Origin of the sequence: Dyadobacter jiangsuensis (assembly GCF_003014695.1) — a bacterium.
GTDB classification, from domain to species: Bacteria; Bacteroidota; Bacteroidia; order Cytophagales; family Spirosomataceae; genus Dyadobacter; species Dyadobacter jiangsuensis.
Map to the genome: position 1 here is coordinate 44,620 of NZ_PYAS01000026.1, position 13,658 is coordinate 58,277.

At 48.4% G+C, this 13,658-nt stretch carries 16 protein-coding genes; 9 read left to right on the top strand and 7 right to left on the bottom strand.

Going from position 1 to position 13,658, the window contains the following annotated elements:
- Positions 1 to 360: 360 nt before the first annotated feature.
- The 5 genes from CLV60_RS32290 to CLV60_RS32310 form a co-directional block, all read right to left on the bottom strand.
- Positions 361 to 738: a carboxypeptidase-like regulatory domain-containing protein gene (locus CLV60_RS32290; protein ID WP_106599532.1), complete on the bottom strand. Its 378-nt coding sequence runs from the start codon at positions 736 to 738 to the stop codon at positions 361 to 363.
- Between the two features lie 10 nt (positions 739 to 748).
- Positions 749 to 1,165: a YidH family protein gene (locus CLV60_RS32295; RefSeq protein ID WP_106599533.1), complete on the bottom strand. Its 417-nt coding sequence runs from the start codon at positions 1,163 to 1,165 to the stop codon at positions 749 to 751.
- 333 nt (positions 1,166 to 1,498) lie between these two features.
- A complete protein-coding gene (locus CLV60_RS32300; protein WP_106599534.1) occupies positions 1,499 to 1,777 on the bottom strand; it encodes a hypothetical protein in 279 nt (92 codons plus the stop codon).
- 226 nt (positions 1,778 to 2,003) lie between these two features.
- Positions 2,004 to 3,113, bottom strand: a complete 1,110-nt coding sequence (locus CLV60_RS32305; protein WP_106599535.1) for an efflux RND transporter periplasmic adaptor subunit — start codon at positions 3,111 to 3,113, stop codon at positions 2,004 to 2,006.
- The gene (locus CLV60_RS32310) at positions 3,103 to 5,628 is read right to left on the bottom strand and encodes an efflux RND transporter permease subunit (RefSeq protein ID WP_106599536.1); all 2,526 of its coding nucleotides are present in this window, start codon (positions 5,626 to 5,628) and stop codon (positions 3,103 to 3,105) included. Before CLV60_RS32310 ends, CLV60_RS32305 begins: the two co-directional genes overlap by 11 nt.
- A 14-nt stretch (positions 5,629 to 5,642) precedes the next feature.
- Here CLV60_RS32310 and CLV60_RS32315 point away from each other — a divergent pair, with 14 nt between their 5' ends.
- Together CLV60_RS32315 and CLV60_RS32320 are read left to right on the top strand one after the other, a co-directional pair.
- Positions 5,643 to 5,873, top strand: a complete 231-nt coding sequence (locus CLV60_RS32315) for a sensor histidine kinase (RefSeq protein ID WP_106599537.1) — start codon at positions 5,643 to 5,645, stop codon at positions 5,871 to 5,873.
- 152 nt (positions 5,874 to 6,025) lie between these two features.
- Positions 6,026 to 6,289 (top strand): hypothetical protein, encoded by a 264-nt coding sequence (locus CLV60_RS32320; protein ID WP_106599538.1) that lies wholly within the window; start codon positions 6,026 to 6,028, stop codon positions 6,287 to 6,289.
- 56 nt (positions 6,290 to 6,345) lie between these two features.
- Here CLV60_RS32320 and CLV60_RS32325 read toward each other — a convergent pair whose 3' ends face one another.
- Positions 6,346 to 7,083, bottom strand: a complete 738-nt coding sequence (locus CLV60_RS32325; protein ID WP_106599539.1) for a LytR/AlgR family response regulator transcription factor — start codon at positions 7,081 to 7,083, stop codon at positions 6,346 to 6,348.
- Positions 7,080 to 8,105 (bottom strand): sensor histidine kinase, encoded by a 1,026-nt coding sequence (locus CLV60_RS32330; protein ID WP_106599540.1) that lies wholly within the window; start codon positions 8,103 to 8,105, stop codon positions 7,080 to 7,082. The genes CLV60_RS32325 and CLV60_RS32330 overlap by 4 nt, the downstream gene beginning before the upstream one ends.
- A 241-nt stretch (positions 8,106 to 8,346) precedes the next feature.
- On the opposite strand from CLV60_RS32330, the gene CLV60_RS32335 reads away from it, so the two are divergent.
- From CLV60_RS32335 to CLV60_RS32365, 7 genes are all read left to right on the top strand, one after another.
- On the top strand, positions 8,347 to 8,724 hold the full coding sequence (locus CLV60_RS32335) for a DUF4890 domain-containing protein (RefSeq protein WP_146151637.1): 378 nt from the start codon (positions 8,347 to 8,349) through the stop codon (positions 8,722 to 8,724).
- 7 nt (positions 8,725 to 8,731) lie between these two features.
- Positions 8,732 to 9,781 (top strand): serine hydrolase domain-containing protein, encoded by a 1,050-nt coding sequence (locus tag CLV60_RS32340; RefSeq protein ID WP_106599542.1) that lies wholly within the window; start codon positions 8,732 to 8,734, stop codon positions 9,779 to 9,781.
- A gap of 28 nt (positions 9,782 to 9,809) precedes the next feature.
- The gene (locus CLV60_RS32345; RefSeq protein ID WP_229211234.1) at positions 9,810 to 10,574 is read left to right on the top strand and encodes a Crp/Fnr family transcriptional regulator; all 765 of its coding nucleotides are present in this window, start codon (positions 9,810 to 9,812) and stop codon (positions 10,572 to 10,574) included.
- 286 nt (positions 10,575 to 10,860) lie between these two features.
- Positions 10,861 to 12,282, top strand: coding sequence for an MBL fold metallo-hydrolase (locus CLV60_RS32350; RefSeq protein WP_106599544.1), 1,422 nt, complete (start codon positions 10,861 to 10,863; stop codon positions 12,280 to 12,282).
- A gap of 113 nt (positions 12,283 to 12,395) precedes the next feature.
- The gene (locus CLV60_RS32355) at positions 12,396 to 12,599 is read left to right on the top strand and encodes a YgaP family membrane protein (RefSeq protein ID WP_106599545.1); all 204 of its coding nucleotides are present in this window, start codon (positions 12,396 to 12,398) and stop codon (positions 12,597 to 12,599) included.
- A gap of 13 nt (positions 12,600 to 12,612) precedes the next feature.
- Complete coding sequence (locus CLV60_RS32360; RefSeq protein ID WP_374755666.1) at positions 12,613 to 12,909, top strand: rhodanese-like domain-containing protein; 297 nt, start codon at positions 12,613 to 12,615, stop codon at positions 12,907 to 12,909.
- A 16-nt stretch (positions 12,910 to 12,925) separates the two neighbouring features.
- Positions 12,926 to 13,489 carry a YeeE/YedE family protein gene (locus CLV60_RS32365; RefSeq protein WP_229211235.1) on the top strand — a complete coding sequence of 188 codons (564 nt, stop codon included), beginning with the start codon at positions 12,926 to 12,928 and terminating at the stop codon, positions 13,487 to 13,489.
- Positions 13,490 to 13,658: the final 169 nt, after the last annotated feature.

Below are 13,658 nucleotides of genomic sequence, written 5' to 3' on the forward strand. Positions count from 1 at the left end.
CTTGACGTTGATGACAGTTGCCCAAAAATACCAAAACTACCCAGGCACACCGTTTAATTATCCGCGTACAACTCATAAACATACAATCCACTATATAATCTATTCAAGATATCTTCCCTAATCGGATCCTCGCCTTTTTAGGTGAATCAGGTAGGGTATTTATAACGATATCTTCGAAATCTAAATTGGCCACTCATGGAGTTTCTTCCAATCCTGTGCCAGATTTTCAACCCACAATTAGCGAATACTACCATGGCACGCCTCATACGTCGGTTACTCAGCGACGTCTGTAATTGCGGAGAGTGAACCGGAATTTACCAGTGAGGCCGCGCTGCCAGCACTGACGATGAAACATCATCACTATCTGGCTTGACCTGATTCTGCTTTCAACATGACATCCAGGGATGTCTTAGTACCCAAATGAATTTCCTGTGACTGATAGCCGGTTAAGGAGAAAACCAATGTCGCTTCTTCACCTGCATTGACTGAGATCAGAAATCGACCGACAGCATTGGTAAGTGTACTACGCTGCGTTCCTTTAATGAGTACATGGACCTCCGGTAACAATGTACCATCCTCATTTCTGACAGTTCCTTCGATATCGGCTGTCATATGGCCTGTCTCCATAAAGAGTTCATTAGCGGCGGGCTCTGGCCTACGATCAAATAAGAAAAATGCTGCCGCAATTACGAACAAACTCGCCAGGAATGTATGGTATGATTTTAAGGTTTTTGCCATAGCTCGGATTTTACTGAGTTAAGTAATCTTGGAAGTTTACGCTTTGCACCAGATACACCACAAGCAGGACACTTATCAGCATCAGGACAGCAGTCAGCAGATTCGTCAGCCAGCTCCTGGGATGGTACGTCCCCCTTTTCAGCTCTTCCTCTGTCAGACGGTACTGGATGAACCCCAACAATATCGCTCCGATGCCTAGTAGCACCAGCACAATTCCGATGATCTTGGAATAGCCGTGCGAGTGAATTTTGACCGGTTTATCCAGTACAAAACCAATCTGGGCGATAAATAGGGAAAATTTGACGACAACAAAGCCAAACGCCATAATCCCGACACCAGTCCGGACCCAGGCAAGGTAAGTCCGCTCATTGGCCAGATGGTCATTGGGCTTGTATTCTTTAATATCGCGAATTGTATTTTTTGCCATATTTATCAAAGCTGTATCGGTTTTCTAAAACTAAAAAGCCAGCGTTCAACGAATACTGGCTTTATTCCAAACGAACATAGTGCGATATTATCACACCAAAAATGATTACTAAATTAAGATTTTCTTGCGGTAGCAAAATACAGTTTCCAGGCATTTTCCTGGCAAATAAATCCGGTTACACGCTCAAAAATCCACTGCGAAACGATCGCAGTGGATTAGGCATCATCTGCTCATGCATAGCGATTTACGCCATACTATCTCAAATATTCAAAAATGGGTGCGTCAAAATTTTGACAGTCGTCAACTTGCAGGTCCCTGTTTTAATCAAAATACTCACAGATTCCCTTGCCTTTCTTTTTTGATTTCAAAAATTAAACTTTCCGCTCTCTCGACTACTTGTGCATTCCATTCTATCCCGTTTGGCGCTGGTCTGTCAAGCTCATTTAGCCTATTTGCAGTTTCATTCAGTGAATTGTATCCCGTTTCCCTCAGCGCTTTGATGAAAGGGGCTACCTCCAAAGCAAGCTTCTGGCTGCACTTAAACTTTCTGCCTTTCTTGTCATTTGACTGCCTGTTGCCGCCGTCACCAACAGCGGCATGACCTGCTTTCATGCCCGCATAGTTACCTCCCCAAGGACCTTGTAAAACAAATAGCGGCTATACACGTCAACGGACATTCTGCCTTTGACCGGCCTGGTCACAAACCCGATGGCCTCATCAATCTGTACATTCCGAAGCTTTTCATCGCCAGCTTTTCCAGTAGCGACAAGCACAAATGCATAAATTCACTATTTGAATGCACCATATTGTGTAAGTTTATGCCACTCTTGGCGACAAGTTACCGGCTTGCTACCACTTTCGTTCCCTGCCTAAGGTCATTTCGCGGGTTCACAATTATCCTATCTCCTTTTTTGAGGTTTCCGAATACCTCTGTCATTTTAGCCTGCTGCCCCAGGCGTACATCGACAAACTCGGCGTTACCCTCACGGTTCACTTTGATCACGTACTGACGCTCGGTTGAAACCACAACGGCAGTGCCGGGCACAGTAAGCGCGCCTTCGGTTCCTTCGGGCGTGAGCGTCACCTCTGCAAACATGCCTGGCTTAATCATCCGGCTTGCATTGTTGACATCGATTTCCACAGTTTCAGATCTGAATTTCAGGTTCATATTGCCTGAACGGCGGCTTATGGTTCCCTTGAAAGTTTCACCAGGCACCGCGTTGATATGATAGCTTACCGGCTTGCCCTTTTTCAGGCCAAGGCTGTAATTCTCGGGGACATCCACCACGAGCCTTAACCGGTCCTGCTGCTGTAAATTAAGCATGGGTCCCACCTGCCGAAGCCCTGATCCCACTAGTGCCCCGGGGTGGACATTACGCTCTGTGATAATCCCATCGAACGGTGCCCTAACGGTCAGGTAGCTTTTAATTTCAGTCAATGCATCGAAATTCGCTTTTTCCCCCATCGCCGAGGCGCTGTCGGCCATCATCTTGGCATGTGCGCTTTCCAGATCGAGCGCCGATACCGAGCCGGTTATGCGTGTACTGGCTTTGAGCCGGCGGTAGTGCTCCTTGCTAGCTACAAGCATAGCCTGGGCTTTCAAAAAATTGGAACGCGCCGCGACCAGTTGCTGCTCGGTTTCGGGTGCCTCCAGCACCATCAACACCTCTCCTTTCCGCACCGAGGAGCCGCGGTCTACAAGCACTTTCTGTACAAAACCATCGGCCTTAAGGTAAATACTGACCTCCTGAAAGGCAAGAAACTCGCCCGGTAACTGGATCTCTTGGCCTACTGCGCCTTCTGATACTTCGCCGATTTTAAAGGCAACTTCGCTCTTGTTTTTTTGCTCTTTTAACTCCTTGGGAGTCGATGATTCAGAGGAAGAACAGGCTGAAAAAGCACCCAGTCCTGCGAGTAGTATTAAACAGTTATATGGATTAGTTCTCATTTCTTAATGGTTGTTCAGGTTTATATGAGCCGTTTGTTGAAAGGGATGGATGCACCGCTACCGGGTGATCTGGAAGCAGTGAAGGATCTTGGAGCGGAGTTTTCTTTTGCAAAAGCGCATACACTTGCGGAACAATATACAATGCTGCCAATGTAGACGCTACCAGTCCGCCGATTACGGCCCTTCCCAGTGGCGCTACTTGTTCGCCCGCCTCGCCAGTTCCAAGCGCCATGGGCACCATACCGGCCACCATCGCAAAGCTTGTCATCAGAACCGGCCGCAAGCGAAGCGCTGCGCTGTCAAGCGCAGCTTTACCGGCATCGCGGTATTCCCAGCGCAAGCGCTCGGCGTTTGTTACGATCAGGATCGCGTTGGCCACCGAAATACCTGTAGACATGATGATACCCATGTAAGATTTCAGGTTCAACGTGCTTCCAGTCAGAAGCAAAGCGGCAATCGAGCCGGCAATTACAGCCGGGATCGTCGACAAAATCACCAGTGACAATTTAAAGGATTGGTAGTTGGCCGCAAGCAGCAGGAAGATCACCAAAATGGCGATACTTAAACCGATTTGAAGACTGTTAAGTGTCTCGGTCAAAAGTGAAGACATTCCCTTTACCTCGGTCAAAATGCCTTTCGGCGGCTGACCAAGCGAGGCGATGGCATTTTCGACTGAGGTGGTTGCCGAGCCAAGGTCCTGGTGGTGCATGTTGGCAGAGACTGTTACGAAACGTCTGGGTCCAATCCTGGAATACTCTCCCGGCAAAGTATCCACAGAAAAAGTGGCAACATCCGCTAATACTGGGCGGGCCTGGCCCGCTACCAGAGGCACCTCCTGCAATTGGGCCAGGTTACGCATAGCAAATTCGGGGATTTGAACCTGCACCTGGTAGGTATATGCAGAGTTTGGGTCGAGCCATTGGTTTTTTTCAGTGTACCGGCTCGATGACGTCGAAGCGGTAATAGAGCGGGCAGCAGCTTGCAGGCTCAGTCCCATCACCGCTAGCTTCTGACGGTCAAGCTTGATATTAATGACCGGAAATTTGAGCGGCTGCACAATCCGGACGTCACGCAGGTGATCATCTTGGGACAGTTTTCCAACCAATTTGGACGCATAGCCTTCAATTTCTTTCATGTCCCGGCCCGCGACCTGCACCTCAATAGGCGTGAAAGCTCCGCCACTCATAAGTTTTTCGGTCAGATCTGCCGGTTCAAATGAGAGGGTAATATCAGGCATTTCCTGATGCACCATTGTGCGGATGCGCTCTTTAAGATCCTGGATGTTGGTTTTGTAGCCCTCCGCAAGACCTACTTTGATTACCGCATCGTTTGGGCCGCTAGTGCTCACATAGAGGTTGGAGGTCGCGTAGTTGGTAGGCACCACCCCTACATAGGCAGATGAAACTTCAAGGTGCCCGTCGGCGGCATCGTTTACCAATGTCAGAAGTTTACTCACCTCTTCTTCCGTACGTTCCAAGCGCGTACCGTCCGGGGTTTTCATGCGGATTACCATCTGCCCCGAATTGATCTGCGGGAGCATATCCTTGCCAATCACTGCAAAACCCCATGCGGCTAACCCAACGATCAGTACAGCATAGACGCCTACCACAAGTTTGTTAGATGCAAGCAATTTGCAGTTATGGGACATAAACACAGAACGCACCCTATCAAAAAGGCCCGGCGCTTTTACTGCTTCTGGCGTGTGCCCATGGCCTTGGTGCTCTTTAAGCATCCAGTTGGCCAAAATCGGAACCAGGCTTTGGGCAAGCAGGTAGGACACCGTCATAGCGAACCCTATCGAAACCGAAAGCGGCAAGAACATGGCCCTAGGCACACCGGACATGATAAATGACGGTGCAAATACCGCGAGAATACAAAGCAAGATCAGCAACAGCGGCAGGGCAACTTCCCGGCACGCATCATAGATCGCGAGTCTTTTGGGCTTACCCATTTCAAGGTGCTGGTGGATATTCTCGATTGTCACCGTAGCCTGATCGACCAGTACCCCGATCGCCAGCGCAAGACCGGACAGCGTCATGATATTGATCGTCTGCCCTGCAAGGTTCAGGCAAAGTACGGCCGAAATCACTGAAACTGGGATCGTGATAATTACAATGAGCGATGAGCGCCAATCTCCCAAAAACAGCAGTACCATAAGCCCTGTTAAAAGCGCCCCTAGCCCACCCTCAAAAAGCAGGCTTTTGACGGAATTGATTACAAATATGGACTGGTCAAACTCGTAATTCACTTCGATGTCGTCTGGCAGAAGGCTGCGCATTTCAGGTAGCTTCGCTTTCAGAGCCGTCACCACATCCCAGGTCGATGCATCAGCCGTCTTCACCACGGGGATATAGGAAGAACGGCTACCATTGACAAGTGCATAGCCCGCGGTAACATCCGAACCATCGGCCACATTGGCTATATCCCTTAAAAACACCGTCCGGCGCCCTTGAGTACTGACCGGAATCCGGCCAAAATCTGCCACCCGTTCTTCCAGCGAATTAAGCGTGGTTATAAACTGGTAATCAAATGACTATCACTGTCACCGACCAAGGAATGGGGATTCCGGACAAACAGATATCGGACATTTTCATGCCCATGATGCGGGCCAACAACGTGGGTAAGATTCCCGGCTACGGACTAGGGCTTACCATAGCTAAAAAAATCATCGACATCCATCAAGGCACCCTTGAGGTCACTTCCAAAAGTAATCAGACTTCTGTCGCCATCAGGCTTCCAGCAAGTACAATACCGGTTTAGTGAAAGTCTACAAGGCTGAATAGTTAAATGTTGGGACAACCATTGGCGAGCACAAAATGCCCGTCATCACGGGAAGTGAAAAATACCGATTAGAGCGAGGAGATCGCTATTGATTGCCGAAGACCATGCTCATCACGTGAAGGTTGATTCAGATGTTAATTTTGCTACTGGTTGTCCTGGCTGTTGGAATTTTCTTCCCTGTTCTTGTTGCTTTTGCCTCCCGGCTAGCTCGTGGTAAATCCTTTGCCAGGCGCAAGCGGGAGAACTTAGCAAGGATAAAATCCGATCTGGATGAACTTTCGCATGCATTTAATAATGGTATGCTCAATGAAGAAGAGTTTGAAAAAAAGAGCAACCTTTTGATTGATGAATTGTTGGAGCAGCTCTATAAAACTACAAACCAGGAAAACAGGTAAGCGTGAACTTGCTGGCCAAACAGGTGGCAAGTGATTTTAACTTTGCTTGTCGAGCACTACAAATAAGAATTTGCAAGAAAATTCTGCCGTTGAACACGCTCTGTGAGCGCATTGCGGTATGTCCTGCTAACAGGAATTTCCTTTTTGCCAATCCAGACAGTATTGCCCTGGATGGCCTCGATCTTTGAAAATTGAACGATAAAAGAGCGGTGTACACGCATAAACCGGGAAGCAGGTAAAATTTCTTCCATTTTACCAAGTTGTAAGAGCGGCATCAGGCGGTCCGAGCCGCGGTGAATAACCACATACTCGCCATAAGCTTCGATGTAGCTGATGTCATCGAAAGCTACCCTGTATGTTGTTGCGTCCGATTTGATAAAAATATAGTCTTGTGCTTCCTGAGTCGCAACATCGGCTTTCGGATAGGCACTACGGCTTCCGATGATATCCATGGCTTTACCGACAGCCTGAAAAAAACGTTCGAATGCGACCGGTTTGACCAGGTAGTCAAGTGCATTAAGTTCATAACTTTTTACCGCATACTCGGTGTACGCAGTCGTAAACACGATCAATGGCTTGCTGGCGAGCGTCTCCACGAAGTTGATGCCATTGATATCAGGCATTTGAATATCCAGGAAAAGCAATTCGACCGGCCGGCTTTTCAGCACGGCCGCGGCTTCAATCGCGTTCGCGCACGAAGCTACCAGATCGAGCGAAGGGATCTTCGATACGTAGTCAGCAAGCAACTTCCTGCCCAGCGCCTCGTCGTCGACGATCATGCAAGTGATTTTCATAGGTTCACTATCAAGCGGATTTCAAATGTACTGGTATTGTCTATAACTTTCAGGATGTGCCGACCTGGATAAGTCAGTTCCAACCGCTTTTTTACATTCGCCAGGCCGATGCCGTGAGGCTCGCTTCGCTGAGAAGCTGCTCCCCCTTTTGAGTTAATGCATATGAAGGATAGTGTATTCCGGTCATCCACTTGCAGACTAACGAAAATATAGCCCTGCGGATTCATGTCCAGGTCCGAATGTTTGAAGCTGTTCTCTAAAAAGGTCAACAGCAGCAGCGGGGCAATTAACTGGCCAGAGCTGACGCCTGTTACTTCAAATGTCATTCGCTGCTCGTAAATCTCGGATTTGAGCTTTTGCATTTCCAGGATATTACGCAGGAAGGTCACCTCGTCTTGTAGCGGTACCCATTGCGCCCGGCACTGGTAAAGCATATACCGAAGCAGTTCGGAGAGCCTCATGATCATCGGCGCGGCGTTATCTTCTTTCAGGTATGCGAGTGTGTAAATGTTGTTGAGCGTATTAAACAAAAAATGCGGGTTGATCTGATTTTTCAGGAATTGCAGCTCGCTTTCCAGTTGCTTCCTGGCCATCTCATTTTGGGTTTGCAATGCATGGAAGCGGTCAACAGCGAATTTCCAGGCCGTGCTGATGATCAGCACCACCATAAAAAGCAGGTAAGTCCGTGCAAACTGAAAGGCTCTTGGGTATTGGATGTTTCGTTTCAGGATCACTTTTACATCCGCCGGCACCAGCGTCAACTGCAATTTTGACAACAGCACTAGCACAGCAAAGCACAGCAGCCCATAAAACAGGTAGCGCCGTTTTTCCAGGAAAGACGGGATCAGAACCAATGTATTCAAATAAACGATAATGGCCTGTAAGCCCACATGGATGGTTGCGCCCCAAACAGCCGCCTGTGGTTGTTGCGCGTTTGAAAACATGAGAACCCAAATGAGCCAGTAGCCTAGCCAGGCAAACAAAGTGATCGTCGGGACCTTCTTCAAAGCAGTGTTTTTCATTTACAACCGTATTGCCTTGCAATGGTAAGCGATATCTACTGAAAGCAAAACAAACTTCATCGAATGGCCTGGTTTATCTTATGAGCGTCCGGTATTTTCCAACGAAATGTATTTCCCAAGACAATACCCATTCGTCGGCAATCTCCTGCATTCCATGTCAAATTTGCTGCCCCTGGTTGATTTACTTTTTTTGTCAACCCGCCATTCGTTTGTTTTGACCGGAAACAAAACAAACTGTCTCATGAAAAACCTGACCACCGGCGTCTGCATTATTTTCACAATGCTACTATTTGCCGACAATGCACTCGCTCAGCAAAACCGGCTCGCCGACATACCTGCCGAACAGCGGGCACAATTACAGACCCAACGGATGAAAGAAACACTCCATCTGGATTCGGCGCAGGCCGAAAAAGTGTCTGCGATCAATTTGAGTTACGCCCGTAAAATGGATCCAATTATTGCGGGCAGCGGTAGTAAACTCTCTAAACTGAGAGCGTTTCAGCAGGTAAACGCTGCCAAGGAAAAAGAACTGCAAATGGTGCTGAGCCAGCAGCAGTTCAGGCAATTCAAACAGCAACAACAGGAAATGAAGCAGGAATTAAAAAAACGCAAATCATAAAGATGACATGAAGAACGTATTCAGGTTTCTGACGGCTTGCACTCTCCTATTCTGCTCCTGTCACACCGATCAAGTCTCCCCGGAGACACGCCCAGCTTACAATTTTGACACAGTAGACCAATTCCTGGAAGCACACCTTGCCGACTACAACGATCAGGTGATCGTGCTGGTTTCTCAAAATGGTAAGCTGATTTACAAAAAGGGGTTTGGCCTGGACGAACACACCAGTAAACCGATCGCATCGGCCACCAAATGGCTTTCCGCGGCCGTCATACTGAGCCTTGTCGATGAAGGCAAACTGTCCCTTTCCGACAGTATCGGCAAGTTCCTGCCGATATTCACTGCCCACCAAAAAGGACATGTGACCATCCGGCAGCTGTTTGCGCATACAGCAGGATTCGGAGGCGACTCGCCTCAAAAGTACGAGTACAAGCGGCTGATGTCGCTCGCCGAGGCGGTGGATTCCATTGCCCTGTATACGCCGCTGGTAAGCATCGCCGGCACCCAATTCGACTATGGCAGCGCCGGAATGCAGATCGGCGGAAGGGTTGCTGAAATCGTGTCAGGCAAAAAATGGCAGGATTTGTTTGAGCAGCGCGTTGCCCAGCCTTGCGGGATGACGGCCGAATATCGTTCCGTTCGCAATCCGATCATCGCAGGCGGTGTGCACACCACCGCTGCCGACTACCTGAAATTCCTGGAAATGCTGGTTAACCATGGTACTAGTAACGGGCATCGGGTGCTCAGTGAAAACGCGATCGAGGCCATGTTTAGTGACCAGACAGAAAATGCAAAAATCACCGGGACACCCTATCCTACCAATCCTTTCTCACCAACGCCCCAGAGACCGGTCCGTTACGGAGTCGGCAACTGGCTCGATGTAGTCGATGTCGACGGCCGTGTATTGGAAAGCAGCAGTCCCGGGCTGTTTGGCACGCACCCCTGGCAGGATTCAAAGCATCAAATCGCAGGTATTATTTTCACCCAGACTACGCCCAGACAGAGTACTAGTACCAGCCTGGAAATCCGCAAAATGATCAGGGATATTGTGGAATGAACGCTTGTTGCTAACCGTTTACACCTGCTTGCATAGAAAACAAGTCCGCCTCGGAGCCTTTGTGCAGCTATGTGACTCTGGTCACATAGCTGCACTAGCAATTTTGTTAATTTGCTGCATTCCCAATGATCTCATAAACATGAACCTACAAACCGAGCAAGCTGCAATAAGTCAATTCCTGCAAACCCATTTTAGCCAATTTGACCCGGAGCTGGCCAAAAAGCTTGCCCAACACAGCATCTTGCGGGAATTTGAAAGTGATGAACAGTTAATGCGACCGGGGCAATATTTTAAATCCACGATGCTGATCGTGGAGGGAGGTGTAAAGCTATACCGGGAAGACCATGATGGCAATGAGTTTTTTATTTACCAGCTAGGCCCCGGCAATGCCTGCGCATTATCAATGATCTGCGCGACAAAAAAAGAACAGAGCCAGATCTCGGCCAGGGCAGTAGAGCCCACCAGAGCAATACTGGTCCCGATCGCATTGATGGATGAGCTGATGACAGGCTATAAAAGCTGGTACTATTTCGTATTGGAAACCTACCGGTCCCGGTTTGAAGAACTTCTGTTGGTTGTAGACAGTATTGCTTTTAGAAGCATGGACGAAAGGCTGGAATTTTACCTTAAAAACCAGCAGAAACTCCTGAACAATGATGAGATAGCAATCACCCACCAACAAATTGCAACCGATCTGAATTCATCCAGGGAGGTTGTATCCCGCCTGCTAAAAAAGATGGAACAAAGAGGAATGCTCCGGCTTGGCAGAAACACGATCAAAATAATCAAGTGAGGACAATTCGCATCTGTAACCGCAACGGGAAATACCAGCACCGGATCGGCCCTATTTGGGTGACGGCAAAAGCGGGCCGATGTGCAATCACGTGTGTCCAGCGACATGTCCAAAGCCCTATACAAACGCTAGAATAGCAAGCTGATTAACAGCACGTTCCAAATCCCAAGATCTATCCGATTTACTTTACCTGGAAATTCCCCCTTACGTGACAAATATCACTGACGGGCTCGCCTCCCATTCCGAAATTTGTATCATTCTTTAAGAAAAACAAACAAGGAAGGTTATGCGAATCGAACAAATCTATACAGGCTGTCTGGCACAGGGCGCCTATTACATTGAAAGCAACGGTGAGGCAGTAGTTATCGACCCCCTTCGCGAGGTCGAACCGTATATCAAACGGGCCCAAAAAGACGGGGCAAAAATCAGGTATGTTCTTGAAACGCACTTTCACGCTGATTTTGTCTCCGGCCACATTGACTTGGCTGAAAAAACGGGCGCGCAAATCATATTTGGCCCTACCGCCAAGCCGGGATTCCCAGCCCATGTTGCACAGGATGGTGAAGTGCTGAAAGTAGGTAGTGCTACAATCAAAGTGCTGCACACCCCAGGGCATACGATGGAGAGCACCTGCTTTCTTCTTTCCGATGAAAATGGAAAGGATATCGGGCTTTTTACCGGCGATACTCTATTTATCGGGGATGTCGGCCGTCCGGATCTGGCGCAAAAGGTCGTGGCAGACCTTACCCAGGATAAACTGGCCCGGCATCTGTACCATTCACTGCGCAACAAGATCATGCCGCTTTCCGATGATATCATTGTCTATCCGGCCCACGGCGCAGGCAGCGCCTGTGGTAAAAATATGAGCAAAGAGACAACCGATACACTAGGCAATCAGAAACTGTTCAATTATGCGCTGCGCGCGGATATGACCGAGCAGGAGTTTGTGAAAGAAGTAACTGACGGACTGATGCCTCCGCCTGCATACTTCCCCGAAAACGTAATGATGAACATCAAGGGGTACGAAAGCATCGATACGGTACTCGAACGTGGAAACGCAGCGCTCGATCCCGATGCCTTTGAAGCCGCCGCCAATGAAACCGGCGCGCTACTGCTGGATACCCGTGATGCCGGCGTCTTTGCCCAGGGATTTATACCCAATTCGATCAATATAGGAATTGATGGCAGTTTTGCCCCTTGGGTTGGCGCGATGATTCCCGATATCAAACAGAAAATACTGTTCATTGCCGACCAGGGCAGAGAAGAAGAGGTCGTAACCAGGCTGGCAAGGGTCGGCTACGATTACACAATCGGTCATCTCAAAGGCGGTTTTCAGGCCTGGAAAAAGGCAGGAAAGGAAACAGATCGTATAGAATCGGTAACGGCCATCGAAATGGCCGAGCTTCTCCAAAAGGACCCTTCCCTGATCGTGCTTGATGTACGCAAGGCAAGTGAGCACTTTTCTGAGCACGTGATCGGCTCGGAAAATATACCGCTGGATTACCTGAATGACCACCTGGGTGAGATCGGAAAAGATAAAGCGTATCTAGTCCATTGCGCCGGAGGGTACCGTTCGATGATTTTTAACTCCATCCTCAAATCAAGGGGATACGACAATCTGATTGACGTTCAGGGAGGCTTTAAAGCCATTAAGGAATCAGGACTTCTGCCGGTAAGCAACTACGTATGCCCGAGTACCATGTTGTAGAAGTCAGCCGGGATACCTACCTGTCAGTAAAAACAGATCAAAACAGTTTTGCGGAAACCACCGTCTGCTTCTGATATTGAATCTAATCTTTAACCAGTTAAACCAACCATTTGATGAAACCAAACTTAGGAAACACGGACAAAATAGTCCGCGTGCTAGTCTTCCTTGGAGCCTTGGTGCTATACTTCATGGAAGTAACATCGGGAGTTTTCGGAATCACGCTGATCGTGATCGGGGCGGTGCTGCTGCTGACCTCATTGCTGAATTATTGCCCATTATATTCCATTCTGGGTATCTCTACTAAAAGAAAAAAATAAACTTATGGGATTCTTGTCATCATTATTCGGATCAAAGAGTTTGGATTACAAAACCCTTGTTCAGCAAGGGGCGCTTGTTGTCGATGTTCGCTCCACTCAGGAATTTGTGGCAGGGCATATTCCAGGGAGTATTAATATTCCCCTGGATCAGATCAATGCAAAGGCGGATATGCTGCTCAAAAAAGGCAAACCGGTAATTACATGCTGCCGGAGTGGCGCAAGGAGCGGCATGGCCGAAGGCATGTTGAGATCTGCCGGCATAGACGCCTACAATGGAGGCCCATGGGAGAGCCTTAAACAGAAAATCTGAACTACGAAACACTGACATGCTGGAAATAATCAAGCAACCGTGGCCCTGGTATGTTGCAGGGCCACTTATCGGCCTGACTGTGCCCGCCCTGCTCATTCTCGGCAACAAGTCATTTGGGATATCGTCTTCATTGAGGCATGCCTGCGCCGCGTGCATGCCGGCCAAAATTCCCTTTTTTCAATATGAATGGAAAAAAGAAACCTGGAACTTGGTATTCGTGCTGGGGATATTTTTGGGAGGAATGGTTGCTTCCCACTTTCTGGACAATCCCGCACCAATCAAGGTAAATGAAACCCTGGCAAAAGAGCTGGCAGCTTACGGGATAACAGACTTTTCGGCAATGATGCCCCTTGACATTGTGAGCTGGGAAAAACTATTCACGGTTTCCGGCCTGATCATGATGGTTGGCGGAGGCTTTCTGGTAGGATTTGGGGCTCGCTACGCCGGAGGATGTACGAGCGGGCATGCCATTATGGGGCTGTCGACATTACAATGGCCGTCTCTGGTAGCCACAATCTGTTTTATGATTGGAGGATTTTTGATGGCTAACTGGATATTGCCGATCATTCTCAGTTTATAATATGATAGATGAGCTATAATTATGATAGATGAGCAATTAAGAACACATTGGGAGGAAGTATATAGAACCAAACATGGAAAATTCGGTGAAATTGACCACCCCGTTTCAGTTTAAACTGACCACCTGTTCCGGGCGAAATTGACCACCCCGTTTCGGAGCAAATTGACCA

Bases quoted from the DNA above. Each gene is read 5' to 3' on its own strand.
- CLV60_RS32290 (WP_106599532.1), bottom strand. From the start codon at position 738: ATGGCAAAAACCTTAAAATCATACCATACATTCCTGGCGAGTTTGTTC.
- CLV60_RS32295 (WP_106599533.1), bottom strand. From the start codon at position 1,165: ATGGCAAAAAATACAATTCGCGATATTAAAGAATACAAGCCCAATGAC.
- CLV60_RS32300 (WP_106599534.1), bottom strand. From the start codon at position 1,777: ATGAAAGCAGGTCATGCCGCTGTTGGTGACGGCGGCAACAGGCAGTCA.
- CLV60_RS32305 (WP_106599535.1), bottom strand. From the start codon at position 3,113: ATGAGAACTAATCCATATAACTGTTTAATACTACTCGCAGGACTGGGT.
- CLV60_RS32315 (WP_106599537.1), top strand. From the start codon at position 5,643: ATGACTATCACTGTCACCGACCAAGGAATGGGGATTCCGGACAAACAG.
- CLV60_RS32320 (WP_106599538.1), top strand. From the start codon at position 6,026: ATGTTAATTTTGCTACTGGTTGTCCTGGCTGTTGGAATTTTCTTCCCT.
- CLV60_RS32325 (WP_106599539.1), bottom strand. From the start codon at position 7,083: ATGAAAATCACTTGCATGATCGTCGACGACGAGGCGCTGGGCAGGAAG.
- CLV60_RS32330 (WP_106599540.1), bottom strand. From the start codon at position 8,105: ATGAAAAACACTGCTTTGAAGAAGGTCCCGACGATCACTTTGTTTGCC.
- CLV60_RS32335 (WP_146151637.1), top strand. From the start codon at position 8,347: ATGAAAAACCTGACCACCGGCGTCTGCATTATTTTCACAATGCTACTA.
- CLV60_RS32340 (WP_106599542.1), top strand. From the start codon at position 8,732: ATGAAGAACGTATTCAGGTTTCTGACGGCTTGCACTCTCCTATTCTGC.
- CLV60_RS32350 (WP_106599544.1), top strand. From the start codon at position 10,861: ATGCGAATCGAACAAATCTATACAGGCTGTCTGGCACAGGGCGCCTAT.
- CLV60_RS32355 (WP_106599545.1), top strand. From the start codon at position 12,396: ATGAAACCAAACTTAGGAAACACGGACAAAATAGTCCGCGTGCTAGTC.
- CLV60_RS32365 (WP_229211235.1), top strand. From the start codon at position 12,926: ATGCTGGAAATAATCAAGCAACCGTGGCCCTGGTATGTTGCAGGGCCA.